A 21114-nucleotide genomic window follows, 5' to 3' on the forward strand; every position below is an offset into this window, starting at 1 on the left:
TGGGCGCGAGGGGAGGGCGTTACGACAGGGGCATGGCGAGTGAGACCGGAAGTCCCTTCCTCACTCGACCCGGGAGACCCCTATGTCTTACGACGTCGTCATCGTGGGTGGCGGCCCCGCCGGCTTGTCCGCCGCGCTTGCCCTTGGCCGTGCCTGCAAGCGTGTCTTGCTTTGCGATGCGGGGCCGCGCAGGAACGCCGCGGCCGAACACCTCCACAACTTCGTCACGCGGGACGGAACGCCTCCCGGCGAATTCCGGGCGATGGGACGCGAACAGCTCGCGGCCTATCCGAACGTCGAGGTGCGCGACGCGCGGATCGAAGCCATCACGGGCGCCCGTGGCGCGTTCGAGGTCTCGCTGCCGACAGGCAAGGTCCAGGCGAGGCGGATCCTCCTGTGCACGGGGATGATCGACGAAGTGCTTGAGATCGAGGGGTTCCGCGAGCTGTGGGGCCACGCCATCTTCCAATGCCCCTACTGTCATGGATGGGAAGTCCGAGACCGCCGGTGGGCCTACCTCGCGCGAGGGGCGCAATTCCTCCATTTCCCCTTGCAGCTTCCGGGATGGGCGCGGGAGGTGATTGTCCTGACGGGCGGCGCCTTCGATGTTCCAGCCCCCCTACGTGCCCAGTTCGATGCGATGGGCATCCGAATCGAGACGCGGCCCGTCACGCGCCTGGTCCCGAACGGGACGCGTCTGGAGCGCATCGAGTTCTCGGAGGGTGAACCCCTCGTGTGTGAGGTGTTGTTCGCGCATCCTCCGCAACGGCACGTCGACGTGGTGCGCGCCCTGGACGTGCGCCTCGACGAGAACGGTTTCGTGCGGGTCGACCCGATGACCCGTGAGACGTCCATCCCCGGCATCTACGCGGGGGGCGACCTCCAGACGGGCATGCAAGGCGCCATCTTCGCGGCGGCCTCCGCCGTGCACGCCGCCGCCATGCTCAACCACGAACTGACGGTGGAACGGGCGCTCGAACCCGTGGCGGATTAGCCCGGATCGCGGAACTGCCGCGGCGACTCTCCTGTGTAGCGGCGGAAGACGCGCCGGAAGGCGGCCGCGTCGGCGTAGCCCACCCGCGCGGCGATGTCGTCAACCGCGTCGTGGGTGGTCTCGAGGAGGTGGATGGCGCGGCGCACGCGCAGGCGATGGACGAACTCCTGCGGTGTCATGCCCAGACTCGTCCGGACGCGGCGGGCGAGCGTCCGCGACGACACATGCGCCGCGCGCGCGAGCTCCTCGAGCGACACCTGACGCTCCACGTTCTGGGTGACGAAGCGCTCGATCGCGAGGACCGTGGGATCGTTCGCTCGAAGGTGCTCGTGCACCATGTAGCGGGCCTGGGACGAGCGCTCGTCGAGCACGAGGTAGCGCGCCACGAGGTGGGGGAGGGAAGGACCCACCCTTCGCGCGACGATCGTGAGCGCGAGGTCGGCGTGGGCCAGCGCGGCGCCCGCCGTGATGACTTTCCCCTCGTCGACCACCATGCGCTCGGCGGACAGGGAGACCTTCGGAAACCGCCGTGCGAAATCGGGCGCGAGCCACCACGACGTCGTCGCGGACCGCCCGTCGAGCACGCCCGACGCGGCGAGCACGAACGTGGCGGAGCACGACGCGGCGAGGAGCACGTCCTTGGAGGCGAGCTTCGCGAGCAGTTCGGCCGCGCGGCGAGTGTCCTCCCGCGCCAGGAGCTTCTCGACGGTGCGGGCACTCGCCGAGAAGAAGCCCGGCAACAGGACGACATCGCCTGGGCCCAGAGCGCGAGGGTTGAATGCGCCATCCACGGCGATTGACCGCCCGGCCGACGAACGCACCGGCTCGCCGTCGATGGACACCACGCGCTGGAGCAGCGCCTTGCCACCGCGAGGTGTTGGCCCGCGCCCGGAGTCGGTGAGATGGGCCGCGGTGGCGACGACGTCGAGCGCCACGCCCAGCGAACTGTCCGCGACGCCCTCGAGAATCAGGTGGAAGAACATCTGGCGAGAATAGACCGAACATTGTCAGTCCCGCCACTGGTGGAGAAGGCCCGTCATTGAGATTGTTCATTCCGCGCTCGGCGCTTCCACGAGCCGCTCACGAGGAACAAGGCATGGCGAAGGTCGGACAGGCGAACGCTCCAAATCTGGCAATCAAGGCGTCGAACGGGGTGACGTATGCCTATCGGCGGTTCGGAAAGAGCGATGGCTCGACGAAGCCGCTCGTCTGCTTCGTGCACTACCGGGCCAATCTCGACAACTGGGATCCGGCGCTCGTGGATGCGCTCGCCGAGCAGCGCGAGGTCATCCTCGTCGACAACGTCGGCGTCGGAGGCTCGAGCGGCAAGACGCCCGATACCGTGGCCGAGATGGCTCATGGCGCCATCGCTTTCACCGATGCGCTCAAGTTGGCCCGCGTCGACCTCCTGGGCTTCTCGCTCGGGGGCTTCGTGGCGCAAGAGTTCGCGTTGATGAGACCTCATCAGGTCCGCCGCCTCGTGCTCGCGGGGACGGGTCCGCAGGGCGGCGAGGGCATGCACCGCTACGTGCCGGAGGTGCTCGAGGTCGCGCTGCGCGAGCAGATCGACGCCGAGGGGATGCTGACCCTCTTCTTCGAGAAGTCCGAGTCGAGCCGCGCCAGGGGAAGGGAGTTCCTCGGGCGCCTGCGCTCGCGACAGGCCGACAGGGATGTCCCGGTGTCTCGCGATACGGTCAACGCGCACCTGACCGCGATCTCGACCTGGGGCATTCCCAACGCGTCGAAGCTCTCACGCCTCCACGCGATCCGGCAACCGACGCTGGTCGCCAACGGCGACAACGACATCATGGTGCCGACGGCCAATTCCTCTTTGCTGGCCAGGCACATTCCCAACGCGCAGCTGCGACTCTATCCGGACGCGGGACACGCCTTCTTGTTCCAATACCCGGAGGAGTTCGCGGCGGACGTGAATCGTTTCCTCGGCCAATAGCCAGAGCGAGACAGCGCAGGAGCGAGAATGAGCAAGCAGGGTATCGTCCACGTGGACAGGCCGAATCCGAGGACAGCCACCGTCACCTTCGCCGATCCGCCGACGAACGTGATTGTTCCGGAGACGGTGGCACGCCTTCACGACGTCGTCGTCGAACTGTCGACCGACGAGCGTGTCCAGGTCGTCGTCTTCGCGAGTGGCACCGAAGGCTTCTTTTTCAATCATTTCGATCTCCGGCAGGCCGCCCGGTTTCCGTCCACCGTGGGGCCGGATGGGTCCGAGGTCCCGACGTGGGTCGACCTGGTGCTCCGCCTCTCGAAGGCGCCGTTCGTGAGCATCGCGAAGATCCGCGGGCGAACGCGTGGAGGGGGCAACGAGTTCGCGCTGGCGTGCGACCTGCGTTACGCGAGCCGAGAGCAGGCCCTGTTCGGGCAGCCGGAAGTCGGCACCGGCATCCTGCCAGGAGGGGGCGGGAGCGAGCGTCTGCCTCGCCTCATCGGCCGGGATCGCGGCCTCGAGGCGATCCTCACGAGCCAGGACTACGACGCCGGACTCGCGGAGCGCTACGGCTGGATCACGCGAAGCCTGCCGGACGACGAACTCGACGCGTTCGTGGACGGGATTTCCACCCGGATCGCCTCGTTCGACAAGACCGTCGTCGCCGCCGCGAAAGCGCAAATCAACCGCGCGTCGCTTCCCCCGGACGCGGACCTCTCGGCGGCCTACGCCGAGTATACGCGTTCGCTCTCCGCACCCGCTTTCCAGGCCGGTCTCGCCCGCCTCGGCCAGCACTTCGCTCGCAGGGGACTCGAGGTGGAGCTTCGGCTCGGCGAGTACCTCGGCACCGTTGACGCGCCTCCTCCACTCACAACACGTTGAAAGGCAATCCATGAACAACAAAGATCTCGTGACCGCGGCAATGACCGGGCTGTTCATCGACCGGGACCTGACGGTCCTCGATAAGTATTGGGACCCTGGCTACATCCAGCACAACCCGCGCATGCCGAACGGGACGGACTTCTTCCGCAAGCTGATCCCGAGCCTCAAGGCCGACTTCCGCTACGAGCCCGGTCTCGTCCTCGAGAACGGCGAGTTCGTGATGATCCACGGCCGCTACGTCGGTTGGGGGGACAAGACCATGATCGGGGTCGACATCTTCAAGGTCGTGAACGGGCGCTTCGTGGAGCACTGGGACGTGATCCAGGAGGAAGTCCCCGCCGACAAGACGGCCACCGGGAATTCCATGTTCCCCATCAGGTAGCGGGACGGGCGCCCGTGACGGTCGTGCCCGCCGTGGCGGGCGCGTCAGACGTTCAAGCGCGGCGTGAAACTGGCGCGGGCCCCGGGCATGCCCTACGAGGACCCGGGCCCACGAGGGCTTCCGCCTCTTGGGGGCATGGCGTTCGCGCGCCTTTTCACCATGTCACACCCGCCTCCTTCGCATTCGCCCCTGGCCCGCTCGACGCTCACCAAGATGGGGGTGCGCATCGCGGTCGTCATCGCGCTCTCGACGCTCTTCAGCTTCCTGCACATGCGGCACACGCTGCGGGCCGAGGCCCTGGCCCAGCTGTCCCAGTACGTGGATCAGCGCGGCACCCAGGAGGAGTCCATCTTCCTGCTGGCCGAGGACACCCAGTCGTTGCTCGCTCGAGACCTGGCGGCCCGGGTGCGCGCCGCCCCGGCTCCCGACGAGGACGCGCGCTTCCACCGCCTGTTCACGCGGCTGCCCGACGGCACCGTGCGCACCCGGCCCACCGGCTCCGAGAATACGGCGGGGGTGGGCGCCTTCATCCCCCCGGGCGTCGCGCTGGATGGCGGGCTGCGCCACCGGATCCTGGTCGCGTATGACGTGCTCGCCCAGTACGGCCCGGCCTTCCGCGTCCGCTTCGTCGACACCTTCATCACCCTGCCCGAGGGGCCGATGCTCACCTACTGGCCCGAGCGCCCCGACATCAGCCTGGAGATCGAGTCCTCCTTCGATCCGCTCTCCCTGGAGTACTTCCAGACGAGCCTGCCCGCGAACAACCCCACGCGGCGGCCGGTCTGGACCCGGGTCACCAAGGAGGAGGCCTCCGCGAAGTGGATGGTCACGGTCACCACGCCCCTGGACGTGGACGGCCGTTACGTGGCGGCCATCAGCCATGACGTCATGCTCGAGGAGCTGATCCGCCGCACCCTCAATGACCACCTGCCCCAGTCGTACAACGTCCTCTTCCGCGACGACGGCGAGCTCATCGCCCATCCGCGGATGAAGGCGTCCGACGGGCAGCTCCTGCGCGAGCAGGATCAGGCGCTCCTGCACGAGCTCGTGGAGCGCGTGAGAAGCCGCCCGGGCGAGCCCGTGGTGGAGCTGCCCTCTCAAGGGGTGTGGCTCGCCGTGGCGCGACTGCACGGCACGGACTGGAACTTCGTCACCGTGCTGCCCGAGCACGTGGTGTCCCGGCCCGCCCTCCAGGGGGCGCGCATCGTGCTGCTGCTCGGCGTGCTGTCGCTGCTCCTGGAGCTGGGCATCATGTCCTGGGTGCTGCGCACGCAGATCAGCCGGCCCCTGCTGGACTTCACCCAAGCCACCGCGCGCATCTCCTCGGGCGACTTCCAGGTGAACCTGGCCACCGCGCGCGAGGACGAGTTGGGCCAGCTGGCCAAGGCCTTCGAGGCCATGGCCAACCGGCTGCGCCACCGGGAAGCGGACCTGCGCACGGCCAACGAGGGGCTCGAGCAGCGCGTGGAGGACCGCACACGCGAGCTCAAGTCGGTCCACCAGCAGCTGGTGCAGACGGCGCGGCGCACGGGCATGGCGGAGATCGCCACCAACGTGCTGCACAACGTGGGCAATGTGCTGACGAGCGTCTACACGTCCTCCCAGGTCGCCAAGGAGCGCGTGCTGGGCATGCGCCTGGACCATGTGAGCCGGGTGGCCCAGCTGCTCCAATCGCGGCAGGCGGATCTCGCCGTCTTCCTCACCGAGGACGAGCGGGGCAAGCTGCTCACGCCCTTTCTCGACAAGCTCGGACAAAACCTGCTCGACGAGCGCCAGGAGGTCATCTCCCTGCTGGAGGACGTCAGCCGCTACACCGAGCACATCGGGGAGATTGTCAAAGTGCAGCAGGATTACGCCCGCACGCCGCGTCTGTACGAGCCGGTGGTGCTCTCGGAGTTGGTGGAGGACGCGCTGCGCATCAACGCCGCGGGCCTCACGCGCCACCACGTGACGGTGGAGCGGCGCCTGGAGCCCGTGCCGCCCATCTTCACGGACAAGCACAAGATGTTGATGATCCTCGTCAACCTGGTGAGCAACGCCAAGTACGCCCTGGATCCCGTGCCCGAGGACTCGCGGCGCCTCGTCGTGCTGCTGCGGCGCTCCGCCGAGGGCTCCATCCACATCGCCCTGCGCGACAACGGCATGGGCATCGCGCCCGAGCTGCTCACGCGCATCTTCCAGTATGGTTTCACCACGCGTCAGGAGGGGCATGGCTTTGGCCTGCACTCGAGCGCCCTGGCGGCCCAGGAACTGGGCGGCGTCCTCAAGGCGGAGAGTGAGGGCCCCGGTCAGGGCGCGACCTTCACGCTGGTGATTCCCTCACCCCCTGCCCAGGCGGAGACATGAGCACCCACCCGAGCCCCAGGCGTCTCCTCGTCATCGACGACTCGGAGGCCATCCACACCGACTTCCGCCGCATCCTCACCGACGAGCCGCTCAAGAGCCGGGGCGAGCTGGACCTGATGGCCGACGCGCTCTTCGGTCCCGAGGCCGCGGACTCCCACGTGGGCAAGACGGTGGTGGAGGTGGAGTCCGCCTACCAGGGCGAGGAGGGCGTGGCCCGGGTGCGCGAGGCGCTGGCCGAGGGCCGGCCCCATGCCCTGGTCTTCCTCGACTACCGGATGCCCCCGGGCTGGAACGGCGCCGAGACGCTGCGGCACCTGCGACGGGTGGCGCCCACCTTGCCGGTGGTGCTCTGCTCGGCCTACTCGGACTACTCCTGGACGGAGCTGCAGGCGGAGTTCGGCGCGTCCCGGCTCCTGCGCCAACTGCGCAAGCCCTTCAACCGGCAGCAGGTGCTCGCGCTGGCCCTGGGTGACTAGCGCCGTACCGCCCGAGGGACGGGCGAAGGCCCCAAAGAAAATCGGGGAGGAGCCACCCCCGCGGCTCCCCCCCGATTCTCCTTGAGTGCTCCACTTCCCCCGAAGTGTCGCCGTCCCCACTGCCCCGTGTTGCCCCCACGCTTCCTGAAACGGTTCCTTCCCCGACCCGCCCCGTCCAACCCCGAACCCCGACCCGCCCTGACTGCCCCGTGCTGCCCGTTCCCGACTTCGTGTCCGGAGGTCATTGCAGTCCGGATGCCAAGGCACCAGGGCCGGAGATGCCCAGGGATTCCGAGGAGTTACAAGGGAGGATGCGTGGGGGCCCCGTCCCGCGGCGGTAAGACTTACCGGGACCGGGTTCCCGCCCTCCGGACAATCCTGCCAGTCGGGAGTGGGACGCCAGGCGCGGCGAGGTCCGCGCCCGAGAAGTCCAGGTTTCAGCCCTCGTCGCCGGTGTCGGCGCAGGTGGAGGAGGAGCTGCGGTGCTCCGCCAGGAAGATGGTCTGCGCCATCATCCGGTACCCGGACATGCCTTCGCGCAGGGTCTCGATGGACTCCTCCGGGTGCACCGAGTCAATCACGGCATGGGGACCGACCGCGTTGAACTGGTGCGAGACGCCCCGGGGGATCTGCATGTCCACCCAGCAGTTCGAGGGCACGACGACGTTGTACCGTTCCCGGTGCACGCCTTCCGGGGTGTCCGGCAGGGCGTCGACGAAGGTGTGCAGGGGGGCCGTCCAGTCCGGGCGGGAGCGGACGATCAGCGGGGACAGGCTGGAGACGCGGATGGTGGTGTCCGGGCCGGTCATCATCCGCACGAAGCGCAGGCCCGTGTGCAGGTGCATGCGGGAGCAGATGCCGCGCTCCTGCGTGTCATAGAAGTCCATCAGGTAGCGGTCGGCGAAGTAGCCCTCGAACGGGGGAGCCAGCATGAACACGTCACCCTCCTCGAACGCCTGCGCCTCCTTGAGCGCGCGGGGTGGGGTGGGGGACTGGTGTTCCCGCTGGTGGGCATGGCGGACCAGCCCGGCGAGCGCGTTCACGACGGTCAGGGCGACCTCCGGGGGCAGTTGCACCACCGGGGTGATGCAATTGCGGCTGGGGTCCTGGTGTCGCTCCAGGTCCAACACCTCGTCCTCGTGGTCGGGGACCTGCTTCATCCTGCTCATGCGTTGCCTCTGTTCTCGCTGGTCGGGGTGTGGGCCCACAGCACGCCGCCGAGGTCGTGGCGGCCCGCGCGCAGCACCGCGCAGCCGACGACGGCGAAGCCCGCCTCGCGCAGTCGGGCGAGCCCGTGCCACCGGCTGCCTGGCTCTTGGGTGGGGAATTCCATGAAGGACAGCAGGGGGCCGAGCGCCCACGGGCAGCCCTCGGCGGTCGTGATCGTGGGCAGGTGGCTGGACACCTCCGCGCCCGGGTGGGCCTCGCGCAGGCGGTCGGCGAGCTCGGTGTACCCGGCCAGGGGCCACTCGGTGCTCAACCGCTCGCGCCAGCGGGCCTTCGCCTCCACCAGCTCGGGATCGGCCCGCCGGTGCCAGTGGGTGCGCATGAACTCCAGCGCCTCGAACACCGGCTCCTCGCCCTCGCGCGCGGGCTCGGTGACGTGCTCGGCCAGGGCGCGCAGCCCGGCATCGTCCGCGCCGGAGCGGAGCAGGTCGTGCGCGGTGGCCGAGGCGTACCGCAGCAGCCGCTCGTACCGGGCGGGCGCGTACCGCAGCGCGACCAGCGAGCGGCCCATGGCCTTGCGCTGGGGTTTGCCGGTCGAGGTGGCCTGGAATCCGCCCCATTGCATCGCGGCGGGCCGCAGCGGGCTGCGCTCGCATACCGCGCGCACGGCCTCCACCGACTGGTCGGTGGCGACGAGCCCGATCTCCTGGCCGAGCGTGGGTTCGGCGACGGCCACCGCCGCGAACCGCCCGTCGAGTCCGGCCTCGCGCCAGAGCCGCTCGACTTCCAGGGGGTAGTGCTTCTCGCCGCCCCGGTTGATGCGCTCGCCGGCCCGGCCCCGCAGCACCAGCAGGCCCTCGCGCAACTCCCCGAGGTCTCCGGTGCGCAGCCAGCCGTCCTCGGTCAGCGCCGCCGCCGTGGCCGCCGGGTCCCGCCAGTAGCCGCGCATCATGTCCGGGGTGCGCACCCACACCTCGCCGTCGACCAGCCGCAGCTCCGTCTCCGGCAGCGCCACGCCGACCGGCGGGTGCTGGTCCAGGTACTGGCGGGTGAACGCGGGCCCGTCGAGCAGGGGCGTGGTGAAGCTGAAGTTCACCGCCTCGGTCAGGCCGTAGCCCTGGCGCAGCCTCGGGCCGTAGCGGGCGTGGAAGCGGCGGGCCAGCTCCGGCGTCAGCGGCGCGGCCGCGGTGATGAGGTACTCCAGGCCCTCCGGCCACTCCGGCGCGACGTCCAGCAGGTCGGCCAGCAGCGCGGGCACGATGGAGGCGGTCCGGGCCCCGGCGGCCCGCAGCGCGGCGAAGTACCCGGCCGGGTCCGTGCCGTTGTGCAGCACCAGCGGCGTGCCGGTGAGGTGCGTGCCCAACAGGGACATGACCAGCGCGTTGCAGTGGTACAGCGGCAGGCAGGTGCCGTGCGGCCGGTCGGGGGTGAGCCCATGGAGCGCGGCGGTCTTGGCCGCGTTGCCCAGCACCGCCATCCGGCTGAGCATGACGCCCTTCTGCGGGCCGGTGGAGCCCGAGGTGAACATCAGGAACGCCAGGCCCTCGGCCTCCGGGTGCGCGGCGGGGTGGCCGGTGTCGTGCAGCCCGTGCTCGTCCAGCACGGCGCAGGCGGCGACCCGGTCGACGATGCCGCGCACCGCGGCGTCCGTGCTGCGCGGGTGCATGGGCACCGCGACGAGCTCGCGGTCGAAGCAGTCGAGCAGCGCCTGGGCCAGGCCCGGTCCGTTGGGCAGCCGCACCACCACACGAGCCCCGGCGGGCAGGTGGTCGATCATCGCGTCCTCCTCAGTTCGTCCTGGAGCAGCGCGCCGGCCTCGGCCACGTGCTCGGGCTGGAATACTTCGTGGTGCGCCGCGGCCAATTGGTGAACGGTGAGCCGCCCGCCGACGTGCGACCGCCACCGCTCGTGGTTCGCGCCGCCCGCCGCGTTGAAGTACACGACGTCCCCCGGGTAGACCGGCGGTTGGTAGGCCCGCAGCAGCCGTTCGTTGTTGCGCGCCACCGCGACCAGCGGCGCGCTGTCACGGCCCAGCAGTCGGTTGATCCGCTCCTCGACCGGCCCCGCCTCGGCCACCGCGCCCGCGACCGAGTCGACCACGACCAGCAGGCCGACGGAGGCGCCGAGCTCCCGCAGCCGCACGGCCATCGCATGCGCCACCAATCCACCGAAGGACCAGCCGAGCAGGTGGTAGGGCCCCTCGGGGTGGGCGGCGCGCAGGGCCGTGACGTGGTGCTCGGCCAGCTCCTCGATCGAGTCCGGCAGGGCGTCCGTGTGCAGGCCGTACACCGGGTGCTCTCCATCCAGGTGGGGCAGCAGTCCCGCGTACACGCCGCTCAGGCCGCTCAACGCCGGCACGCAGCACAGCGGTGCGGCGGATCCCCCGGTGCGCAGGGGCACCAGCGGACCGGCCTCGGCCGCTCCGGCGAGGCGCGCGGCGAGCGCCGCCGGGGTGGGGGCGGTGAACACGTCTCGCACGCCCAGGGCCACGCCGAACACCGCGCGCACCCGAGCGATCAGCCTCGCCGCCACCAGCGAATGCCCGCCCAGCTCGAAGAAGTTCTCGCCGGGGCGGACCGAGGGCAGCTCGAGCACGTCGGCGAACAGCCCGCACACCAGTTGCTCCCCCGGGGTGGCCGTGATTTCGGCGGCCACGGACCAGTCCGGCTCGGGCAGTTGGTCGCGCCGCACCTTCCCGTTGGCGCTCAAGGGGAACTCGCGCACCGCGACCAGCCGGGCGGGCACCATGTGGTCGGGCAGGTGCCGCGCCATGTGCGCGCCGATCGCGGACAGGTCCGGCTCGGCCACGGCGGGCACCAGGTAGCCGACCAGCACGCCCTTGCGGTGCACGGTCACCGCGGCCGCGTGCACGTCGGCGTGCTGGGCGAGCACCGCCTCCACCTCGCCCAACTCCACGCGGTGGCCGCGCACCTTGACCTGGTCGTCGGTGCGCCCGTGGAAGCTGAGCACTCCATCCGCGCTCCGGGAGGCGAGATCCCCGGTGCGGTACATGCGGCCGCCGGGCGGCCCGTACGGGTCGGGCAGGAAGCGCGAGGCGGTGAGGCCCGGCTGGCGCAGGTAGCCCGTGGCCACCCCGTCCCCGGCCAGGTAGAGCTCGCCGAGCACACCGGGAGGCACCAGGTTCAACCGCTCGTCCAGCACGTGGCAGCGGGTGTTCCACAAGGGTCGTCCAATGGGGACGGTGGCTCCGGTGGCGCCGGTGACCGGGAACGTGGTGGACCACACGGTGGTCTCGGTCGGCCCGTAGCAGGCCAGCAGGGAGGTCACCTGGCCGCGCAGTTCCTCGGCCAGTCCGCTGGGCACGGCCTCTCCGCCGATCAGCGCACGCACCCGGCGCAGGCACTCCGGGCGACGGGCGGCCAGGGCGAGCCACAGCGAGGGCGTCGCCTGCACCACGGTGACCTGGCGGCGCTCCAGCAGGGCCAGCAGCTCGTCCGGCTCGCGCACGGTGTCGCGGTCCGCGAGCACCTGCGCGGCTCCGGTCATCAAGGGCAGCAACAGCTCCAGCTCGGAGATGTCGAATCCGACCGGTGCGGAGGCCAATACCCGGTCCGCCGGGGTGAGGTCCAAGCGCTCGCGCATGGCATGCAGCAGGTTGAGCCGCGCGGACCTGGATACCACCACGCCCTTGGGGCGCCCGGTGGACCCGGAGGTGTACCGGACGTAGGCGGTGTCCTCGGGCACCGGTGTCCCCGGGCGGGCCGTGACGCGCGGGCCGTTCTCGTCGTCCACCACCAGTGCCGGTCGCGCGTCGGCGAGCAGCGCGGTGAGGCGCTCCGGCGGCAGCCCGGGTTCCAGGGGCAGGTGGGCCGCTCCGACGAGGTCGGCGGCCAGCATCGCGGCGGGCAGGTCGGTGGTGCGGTGAAGCACCAGGGCGATCAGGCTGCCCGGACCGGCCCCGAGTTCGCGGAACCGCTCGGCGAGCTGCTCGACCCGCTCCGCCAGTTGCCGGTAGGTGAGGTCGTCCACCGCCAGCGCCTCGGGCGTGGTGCGTGCCCGCTCGGCGAACAGGGCGTGCACCGAGGTGTCCGGCACGGTCCGCGCCGTGTCGTTCCAGCGGGTGAGCAGCCGTTCCCGCTCACCGGGGACGAGCACCGGCAGGTCGGTGATCGGGCGGTCCGGGTCGGCGACGGCGGCGCGCAGCAACAGGTCCAGGCGGGCCAGCATCAGTCGCGCCGTGGCGGGGGTGAAGAGCTCGGTGTTGTACTCAAGCAGCCCGTCGATCCCGTCGGGCTCCTGGCGCAGGCTCCACAGCAGGTCCAGTCGCGAGGCCCCGCCGTGCACGGCCACGGGCTCGGCGCGCACCCCGGGCAGGGTGAACTCGGCGGCCGGGGTGTCCTGGATGGCCAGCATCACCTGGAACAGCGGGTGCCGGGACAGCGAGCGCGGCGGGTTGAGCGCTTCCACCACCTGCTCGAACGGCACGTCCTGGTGGGCGAACGCGTCCAGGTCCACCGTGCGCACCCGCGCCAGCAGCTCGGCGAAGGTGGGCGTGCCGGACAGGTCGGTGCGCAGCACCACGGTGTTGATGAAGCAGCCGATGGTGTCGTGCAGCGCGGCGTCGTGCCGCCCGGCGACCGGGGTGCCGATGGGGATGTCCACGCCCGCCCCCAGGCGGTACAGCAGGCCGGCGATCGCGGCGTGCAACACCATGAACACGCTCGCCCGGTGCGCGCGGGCCAGCTCGGTGATCCGGCCGTGCAGGGCGGCGTCCAGTCGGAAGCTGACGCTCTCCCCGCGGTGCGCGGACACCGGCGGCCGGGAGTGGTCGGTGGGCAGCGGCAGCACGTCCGGGAGGCCCCGCAGCACCTCGACCCAGTGGGCGGGGTCGGGGGTGCGCTGCTGGAGCGCGTAGTCGGCGTACTGCACCGGCACACTCGCCCACTGGGGACGCTTCCCGTCGAGTCGGGCGCGGTAGGCGGTGGACAGGTCGCGGGCCAGCGGGGACAGGGACCAGCCGTCGGCGGCGATGTGGTGCAGGACGAGCAGCAGCACGTGGTCTCGCGGCCCGGTGCGGCAGAGCAGGGCGCGCACGGGCAGCTCGGCGGTGAGGTCGAAGACGTGCCCGGCGGCCTCGGCGAGCCGGTCGGCCAGCGCCGACTCGGGCACCGCGAGCGTCTGCACGGGCAGCCCGTCGGCCGAGCAGATCCGCTGGCCGGGCTCGCCGCCACCCTCGACCACCTGGGTGCGCAGGCTCTCGTGCCGCTCGAGCACGTCGTGCAGGGCCGCCCGCAGGGCGTCCTCGTTCAGGTCCCCGCGCAGCCGCGTGGCGAAGGCCATGTTGTACACGGAGTTGGGCCCGGCGAACTGGCTGAAGAACCACAGCCTGCGCTGGGCGGCGGACAGCGGGATGTGCGCGGGCCGGGCCCCGGGGGTGAACGCGGTGTCCGGCGCGGCGGGCGCCTCCGGCAGACGGCGGGCCAGGTCGGCCACCACGGGGGCGTCGAAGAGGGTGCGGATGCCCAGCACCGCGCCGGTCTCCGCGCGCACCCGGTTGATCAGCCGGGTGGCCAGCAGCGAGTGCCCACCCAGGTCGAAGAAGCTGTCCTCCGCGCCGACCGCGGGCACGTCGAGCACCTCGGCGTACAGCGCGCACAGCAGCTTCTCCATCGGCGTGCGGGGCGGCCGGCTCACCGGCAACGTGGACTGCGGTTTGGGCAGGGCCCTGCGGTCCAGCTTGCCATTGACGGTCAGCGGGATCGCCGGCACCGGCACCACGAACGCGGGCACCATGTACTCGGGCAGCACGGTCCGCGCGTGCTCGCGCAGTCCGGCCGCGTCCAGGTCGCCGGTCAGCACGGCGTAGCAGATCAGCCGGTCCGAATCGGGCAGCACCACCGCCTGGACCACCGAGGGATGCCGCTCCAGGACACGCTCGACCTCGCCGGGCTCGATGCGGAAGCCCCGGATCTTCACCTGCTGGTCGGCACGGCCCAGGTACACCAGGCCGCCATCCGGCAGCCGCCGGGCGAGGTCCCCGGAGCGGTACATGCGCTCGCCAGGGGCACCGAACGGGTCGGGGACGAACCGGGCCGCGGTGAGCTCGGGCCGGTTCAGGTAGCCGCGCGTCACGCCGGGCCCGGCCACGTAGATCTCGCCGGGACAGCCAGGAGGCACCGGCCGCAAGGCGTGGTCGAGCAGGCGCAGCCGCAGATCCGGCAGCGCGACCCCGATCACGCTGGCGGTCTCGTCCGGGTCATCGAGCTCGATGTAGCTGGAGTGCACCGTGGTCTCGGTGATCCCGTACATGTTGACCAGCTTCGGCCCGCCAGGACGCCGCCAGGCACGGATGCGGGTCAGCTCCAGGGCCTCGCCGGCGAAGACCACCACGCGCAGCGCCAGGTCGGCCGGGGGCAGTTGGTAGAAGGCCGACGGGGTCTGGCTCAGCACCGTCACGCGCTCGCGCGCCAGCAGGGCGAGGAACTCCTGCGGGGACCGGGTGACGTGCTTGGGCACCACCACGAGCCGCCCGCCCTTGGTCAGCATGGTCCACAGCTCGAACACCGATACGTCGAAGGCGTAGGAGTGGAACAGCGTGTGGACGTCGTCGGGGCCGAACTTGAACCAGGGGTCGGTGGTGTCCAGCAGCCGCACGACGTTCTGGTGCGACACCACCACGCCCTTGGGCACACCGGTCGAGCCGGAGGTGTGGATGACGTAGGCGACGCCGTCCGGATCCGCGCACGGCCCGAGGTCGTGCTCGGGGTACTCCTCCGACGGGTCCACCCGGTCGAGCACCCACACCGGCTTCACCGCGGCGAGCACCTGCCGCAGGCGTTCCTCGGGCTGGTCGGGGTCCATGGGCACGTACCCCGCGCCGGACTTGAGCACCGCCAGCACCGCGACCACCAGGTCCAGCGAGCGCGGCAGCACCAGGGCCACCAGGCGCTCCAGACCCGCCCCCCGTGCCACCAGGTGGTGGGCCAGACGGTTCGCGCGGGCGTTGAGCTCGCGGTAGGTCAGGTGTTCGCCCTCGTAGGTGACGGCCACGGCCTCCGGGCGGGCCCGCACCTGGGCCTCGAACAGCTCGGGCAGGGTGCTCCGCCGCGCCGTCTCCGGGGCGGGAGACGGCTCGTGCTCGTCGGGCAGCAGCAGGTCGAGGGCCCCCAGGGTCACGTCCGGCCGGGCGGCGAACTGCGTGAGGAGCGAGGCGAGCCGGGCGAGCAGCCGACGCGCGCCCTCGGCGTCGAGGACGTCGGTGCCGTGGTCCAGGCGCAATCGCCCCTGCTCCCCGGGCATCACGACGAGGGTCAGCGGGTAGTGCGTGCCATCCAGGCCCCGTGCGCTGCGCAGCACCAGACCGGGCAGCGCCTCCTCTTCCAGGGGGTAGTTCTCGAACACCACCACCGTGTCGAACAGCTCCGTCTGCCCGGCCAGGGCCTGGAGCCGCGTCAGGTCCACATGCTGGTGCTCCAGCACGGACAGTTGCTGCGCGCGCAGCGCGGCCAGGGCGTCCGCGACCGTGCGGGCCGGGGCCAGTCCGACCCGAACCGGGATGGTGTTGATCAACAGGCCGACGATGCCCTCCGCGCCGGGCAGCTCCGGCGGCCTGCCGGACACCGTCGCGCCGAAGACGACGTCCTGTCGACCGGTCAGCGCGCCCACCAGCACGGCCCAGGCCAGCTGCACCACGACGTTCGGCGTGACGCCCCGCCGACGGGCGACCTCGGCGAGCCCCGCGGGCAGGTCCGCCTCGCACCGCAGCCGGGCCGAGGCCGAGCCCCGCCGGCCCGGCCCGCCGACCAGCGTCGGTCCGTCCACGGTGGAGAGGATGTCGCGCCAGGCCGCCTCGGCGGCATGTGGATCGCGGGTGGCGAGCCAGTCCAGGAAGTCACGGTAGGCGGGCGCCGGGGGCAGCGCCTTCCCGGCGTACAGGCCGAACAGCTCCTTCACCAGGATCGGCATGGACCAGCCGTCCAGCAGCAGGTGATGGGTGGTCAGCACGAACACGTGCCGCTCATCCGCACGCCGTTGCAGGGCGGCGCGGAACAGCGGCGGGCGGGCCAGGTCGAAGCGCCGTTGCCGGTCCTGCGCCAGGAAGGCCTCCAGGTCCTCATGCGCGGGCAAGTCGTGCCAGGGCACGGAGAACTCCGGGTCGATCACCTGCACCGGCCTGCCCGCCGGGCTCTGCCGCACTCCGGCGGACAGCTGCGGGTGGCGCAGCAGCAGCCGGTGCAGGGCGGCACGCAGCCCGGCCGCGTCCAGCGCGCCCTCCAGCTCGAAGACGAACTGCACCAGGTAGGGGTCGGCGCCGTCGTGGTCGTAGAGGGAGTGGAACAACAGCCCCTGGGCCAGTGGCGGCAGCGGCAGCGCGCCGGTGGCCCGGGCCCGGGCCCGCGTGCCGAGCGCGGTCAGCACCTCGAACCAGCGCTCGGCCAGCGCGCTGATCTCCTCGCGGGGCAGCAGCCCTCCCGGCCAGGACCAGTTCGCCACCAGTCGGGGACCCTCGGGGTGGTTGGCGAGCACCGCGTCCAGCTCCACCGCGTGGGCCAGCGCGAGCGATCCGCCGGTGGTCGCACCGACCACGGTGTCCTCGGGCAGCACCGCCCAGTCCCCGGCTCCGGCGACGTCGAAGTGGCCCAGGTAGTTGAACGCGTACCGAGGGGCCGGAATCTTGGCCAGGAGCGGTGCGGTCTGCGGGTTGAGGTGGCGCAGCAGGCCGTGGCCGAAACCGGTGCGCGCCAGGCCATTCAGGGTCTCGCGCACCCGGGCGACCGCGCCGTCCAGGTCGACGGGGTCGGTGGGCCAGGAACAGCCCGCGGACAGTTGGACGGGGTAGAGCGTGGTGAACCAGCCCACCGTCCGCGAGAGGTCGAGGCCGTCGGCGAACTCCTCGCGCCCGTGGCCCTCCAGCTCCACCCGCACCGGGCCTGCGGCCAGCGTGAACGCGGTCAGCAGCAATTCGTACACCGAGCAGTCGAAGGCGTCCGCGGCCGGGGTGAGGAAGTCCGCGGCCAGGCTGATCGAGTGCCACTGCCGGGTGTCCTCGGTGTCCCGCGCGGGGTCCAGCGCACGGCCGCCCACCGGCGCGTCCTCGACCGGGGCGAGCCAGCGGGGCAGATCCGCCAGCACGTCGGGGTGGTGGGCGTGCTGGAGCAGGGCCCGCGCCCACTGTGGGAACGACGTGCCGTTGGCGGGCAGCTTCGGGGCGCGGCCGTCGCGGACCGCCGCCCAGGCCGTGTGCAGGTCGTCGAGCAGGATGCGCCAGGACACGCCGTCCACGCACAGGTGATGCGCGGTCAGCGTGAGCCGATCCTCGCGCCAGGTGGCGTGCAGGACGTGGCCGAGCGCCAGGTCGATGGGCCGGTCCAGCCTGACGGTGACCTGCTCCCGCACCCGGAGCGCCCACACCCCCGCCACTTCGGACAGGGCGAGGCGCAGCATGCCGTGGTGGTCGACCAGCGCCTGGACCACGGCGCGCACCTGCTCGGCCGTGCACCCGGCCGGGGTGCGCACGGTCATCGACTGGACGAACCGGTGGTCCGGCGCGCCTCGGCCGCGCAGCCAGTGCATGACCGGGGTGAGCGGCACGATCGGGTCGTCGGGGTCGCCGAGGGCCAGGCTCCGGCCGCGCGCGGCGGGCAGCGCGAGGCCCTTGGCCAGGGCGGTGACGGTCGGGGCGCGGAAGACGTCGGAGGTGCTGACCGCCAGCCCGGCGCGCTGCGCGGCGGCGGCGAGCTGAATGGCCCGGATGCTGTCGCCGCCGAGCTTGAAGAAGTCCCCGTCCACGGGCACCTCGGCCCGGCCGAGCACCTGCGCGAACAGCGTCGCGAGGGTCCGCTCGATGGCCGAGCCCGTGGCGCGCACCGGCTCGGGCGCGGGGGCCGAGGGGTCGGGCAGGGCGGCGCGGTCGAGCTTCCCGTTGCGGGTCAACGGCAGCGCGGCCAGCGCGACCACGGCCGAGGGCACCAGGAACGGCGGCAGCCGCTCCCCGAGCCGCTCCAGCACCCGGTCCGGGACCTCGCCGACGACGTAGGAGACCAGGCGGCCCTCGCGCAGCACGGTCGCGGCCTGTCGCACCCCTGGCTGCTCCAGCAGCGCGGCGTCCACCTCTCCCAGCTCCACTCGGAAGCCGCGCAGCTTCACCTGGCCGTCGGCGCGCCCGACGAACTCCAACTGCCCCTCGGGGTTCCAGCGGGCCAGGTCGCCGGTGCGGTAGACGCGGGAGCCGGGCGGACCGGACGGGTCGGGCAGGAAGCGCTCGGCGGTGGCCCCCGGCCGGTTCAGGTAGCCCAGGGCCACGCCCGCGCCACCGATGTACACCTCGCCGGTGGTGCCGAGCGGCACGGGGCGCAGGGCCGCGTCGAGCAGGAGCACCCGCATGCCGTTGAGGGGACGGCCGATGGGGACCCCATCGGTGATGGGGCCCGCGGGGTAGCGGGTGGCGAAGACGGTGGTCTCGGTGGGGCCGTAGCCGTTGACGACGGTGAGCCCGGGCAGCGCTTCCCGCACGGCGCGCACGGCTGCGGGGGAGACCACGTCCCCGCCAGTCCATACCTGGCGCAGCCCGGTGAGGCAGCGCGGGTCCTGGGTGGCGATCGCGTTGAACAGCCCGGCGGTGAGCCACATGCCGGTGACCCCGGCGGTGGCGAGGGTGCGGGCCAGCTCGCCGGGGTCGAGCCTGCCGGGCGGGGCGAGCACGATCTCGCCGCCGGTGAGCAGCGGGACCCACAGCTCCATGTTGATGGCGTCGAAGGCCTGCGCGGAGTGCAGCAGCACCCGCTCGGCCCCGCCCTCGGTCCACCAGCGGTCGGCGGCGAGGTCGACCAGGTTGGCGTGCGTGACGCCGACGCCCTTGGGCGTGCCGGTGGAGCCCGAGGTGAACATGACGCAGGCCAGGTCGTCCCCACGGACCTCCGGGCACGCGGCGCCCGGGCCGGTGCCATGGACGGTCAGCACGTGCAGACCGGGGGCCGTCGCGTTGACCTCGTCGGTGAGCAGCAGCCGGGCGCCGGAGTCGGCGATCACGACCGCGCGCCGGGGCGGCGGGTCCTCGGCGTTCAGGGGCACATAGGCCGCGCCGGACTTGAGCACGGCGAGCACGGCGACCACGAAGTCCACCGAGCGCGGCAGCAGCAGCGCGACGTTGCTCCCGGGCCCGGCACCCGCCCCGGCGAGCCGGGCGGCCAGGGCGGTGGCCCGCGCGTCCAGCTCGCGGTAGGTGAGCCGCTGCCCAGTCGACGGGCAGTGCACGGCAGGGGACTCTGGCCGTTGGCGGACCCGCGCGGCGAAGGCCGAGGGCACCGTGCTGGCGCGCGCCGCCAGGGCGGCCCCGGTGCCCAGGTCGAGCAGGTGCGCGCGCTCGGCGGCCGTGGTGGGCTGGACGTCGACCAGGGGCGTGTCCGGGGTGGCCTCGACCAGCTGCCACAGCACGTGCTCGAACCGCTCGCCCAGCTCCCGCAGCCGCTGGGGAGAGCACGTGGTGGGGTTGGCGTCGAAGTCCAGGCGCAGCCGGCCGTCACCCCGGTCGTAGGCCACCACGGACAAGTCCTCCGACGGCGGGGCCTGGAGGTTGTGCACGGTCACCGTCGCCGAGCCGAAGCGCAGCACGTGGTCGAACCGCTGGATGTTGAGCACCGGTCCGAAGAACTTCCGCCCGTCCTCCGGCAGCCCCAGCTCGCGCCGCAGACGTTCACCCCGGTAGCGCTGCCGCGACCGGAGGGCGCTCAATTGCTCCGACACCTCCTGGAGCAGCCCACCCACGGTGCCCGCCAGGTCGACGCGCAGGCGCAGGGGCACCACGTTGGCCGTCATGGCGGGCACGGTCAGCTCCGCCGCGCGGCCGGAGACGGGTAGGCTGAGCAGCAGATCCGACTGCCCGGTGACGGCCTGCACGTGCACGGCCGTGGCTGCGGTGAGCACGCGGGACCACCGCGTCCCCAACCGCTCGGAGCCCTGCCGCAGTCGGGCGAACTCCGCTTCCTCCAGCACGCGGGTCCACCGCACCGAGGCCTCGGCGGCGGGCGCGGCGCGCGACCCGACCACCACCGGCTCTGGCCGGTCGGCGAGCCGTGCGAGCCACCACGCGCGGTCCTCGGCGAGCGCCGACGAATCGCGATACGCCTGCTCGGCGGCGGAGACCTCGGCGAGGGAGGCCCACCCGGTTCCGGGCACGGCGCGCTCTTCCCGAAGGCACTCGTAAAGCTCGGCCACGCGCCGCACGAGCAGCGCCATGCCCGCGCCGTCGAGGGCGATGTGGTGCACCCGCAGGAACACCCACTGCCGCTCCTCGGTCAGCCGCAGCACGGCCCCCAGGAACAATTCCTCGCCCGCCGCCGCGAGACGCTCGGCCATCCACGCCCGCGCCGAGGCGACGGGATCGGCGGCCTCCCGGAAGTCCACGGTGAGCACCCGGGGGTCGGCGGAGTCCGGGACCCGTTGCCGGAGAAGGGAATCGGCCGTCTCCTCGAAGACCACTCGGACCGCCTCGCACTCCGTGGCGGCCCGCGTGAGCGCGGCGGTCAGCAGGTCGGTCCGGACGGTCCCGCACAGGTCCAGATACTCGGCCCACTGGTAGGAGCCGGGACGGCTATACCCCGCGCGCTCGGCGAGCCACACACCGGTCTGGGCATCGGACAGTTCAAGTCTGGCGCTCGGTTTGACCACGGGGGGCGTCCTCACCAGGATGTGTGGGTCAGCGGGGCGCGCTTCTCATACGAAAAGTTTTGGCAAAAAGTAAAGTTAGATTTCCGGCTTTGGCGCAGTATTCAAGTTAAATGTCATGCCAGCCAGTTGTCCTAATGCATGCCCCTGGATGCCTTTGCCCTCAACCGCATGCTCGACACGAACGCAGAGGGGTTATTCGAAGCGGAGCTCGAAAGGGACCCGACAGCCTGAGGCCATCGCTCGACAGGCGGGCACGACCTGTGGCGCTCCTGCGGGAGCCTCCTCGTCATGC

The 21114-nt window shown here is 71.9% G+C and carries 10 protein-coding genes; 6 read left to right on the forward strand and 4 right to left on the reverse strand.

Features of this window, described 5'->3' with window-relative positions; genetic code table 11:
- Nucleotides 1–82 precede the first annotated feature (82 nt).
- Nucleotides 83–994 carry an NAD(P)/FAD-dependent oxidoreductase gene (locus I3V78_RS13780; RefSeq protein WP_204487943.1) on the forward strand — a complete coding sequence of 304 codons (912 nt, stop codon included), beginning with the start codon at nucleotides 83–85 and terminating at the stop codon, nucleotides 992–994.
- Here I3V78_RS13780 and I3V78_RS13785 read toward each other — a convergent pair.
- Nucleotides 991–1977 carry a GlxA family transcriptional regulator gene (locus tag I3V78_RS13785; protein ID WP_204487945.1) on the reverse strand — a complete coding sequence of 329 codons (987 nt, stop codon included), beginning with the start codon at nucleotides 1975–1977 and terminating at the stop codon, nucleotides 991–993. The genes I3V78_RS13780 and I3V78_RS13785 overlap by 4 nt on opposite strands.
- Before the next feature lie 113 nt (nucleotides 1978–2090).
- Between I3V78_RS13785 and I3V78_RS13790 the strand changes: the two genes are divergently transcribed.
- The 5 genes from I3V78_RS13790 to I3V78_RS13810 all read left to right on the forward strand — a co-directional run bounded on the left by I3V78_RS13790 (nucleotide 2091) and on the right by I3V78_RS13810 (nucleotide 7028).
- Complete coding sequence (locus I3V78_RS13790) at nucleotides 2091–2945, forward strand: alpha/beta fold hydrolase (RefSeq protein ID WP_204487947.1); 855 nt, start codon at nucleotides 2091–2093, stop codon at nucleotides 2943–2945.
- Nucleotides 2946–2972: 27 nt separating this feature from the next.
- A complete protein-coding gene (locus I3V78_RS13795) occupies nucleotides 2973–3824 on the forward strand; it encodes an enoyl-CoA hydratase/isomerase family protein (protein ID WP_204487950.1) in 852 nt (283 codons plus the stop codon).
- Between the two features lie 10 nt (nucleotides 3825–3834).
- Nucleotides 3835–4206, forward strand: a complete 372-nt coding sequence (locus I3V78_RS13800) for a nuclear transport factor 2 family protein (RefSeq protein WP_204487952.1) — start codon at nucleotides 3835–3837, stop codon at nucleotides 4204–4206.
- A 213-nt stretch (nucleotides 4207–4419) separates the two neighbouring features.
- Nucleotides 4420–6552 (forward strand): ATP-binding protein, encoded by a 2133-nt coding sequence (locus tag I3V78_RS13805; protein WP_204487954.1) that lies wholly within the window; start codon nucleotides 4420–4422, stop codon nucleotides 6550–6552.
- Nucleotides 6549–7028, forward strand: a complete 480-nt coding sequence (locus I3V78_RS13810; RefSeq protein WP_204487956.1) for a response regulator — start codon at nucleotides 6549–6551, stop codon at nucleotides 7026–7028. The genes I3V78_RS13805 and I3V78_RS13810 overlap by 4 nt, the downstream gene beginning before the upstream one ends.
- 437 nt (nucleotides 7029–7465) lie before the next feature.
- Here the strand turns inward: I3V78_RS13810 and I3V78_RS13815 are convergent, their stop codons facing one another.
- Genes I3V78_RS13815 through I3V78_RS13825 form a run of 3 tightly spaced genes read right to left on the reverse strand, consistent with a single transcriptional unit; the run spans nucleotide 7466 to nucleotide 20822 of the window.
- On the reverse strand, nucleotides 7466–8197 hold the full coding sequence (locus tag I3V78_RS13815) for a hypothetical protein (protein ID WP_239576421.1): 732 nt from the start codon (nucleotides 8195–8197) through the stop codon (nucleotides 7466–7468).
- A complete protein-coding gene (locus I3V78_RS13820) occupies nucleotides 8194–9972 on the reverse strand; it encodes a class I adenylate-forming enzyme family protein (RefSeq protein WP_204487958.1) in 1779 nt (592 codons plus the stop codon). Before I3V78_RS13820 ends, I3V78_RS13815 begins: the two co-directional genes overlap by 4 nt.
- Nucleotides 9969–20822 carry a non-ribosomal peptide synthetase gene (locus I3V78_RS13825; RefSeq protein ID WP_204487960.1) on the reverse strand — a complete coding sequence of 3618 codons (10854 nt, stop codon included), beginning with the start codon at nucleotides 20820–20822 and terminating at the stop codon, nucleotides 9969–9971. Before I3V78_RS13825 ends, I3V78_RS13820 begins: the two co-directional genes overlap by 4 nt.
- Between the last annotated feature and the right edge of the window lie 292 nt (nucleotides 20823–21114).

The sequence above is a fragment of the Archangium primigenium genome (assembly GCF_016904885.1).
GTDB lineage: Bacteria > Myxococcota > Myxococcia > Myxococcales > Myxococcaceae > Cystobacter > Cystobacter primigenius.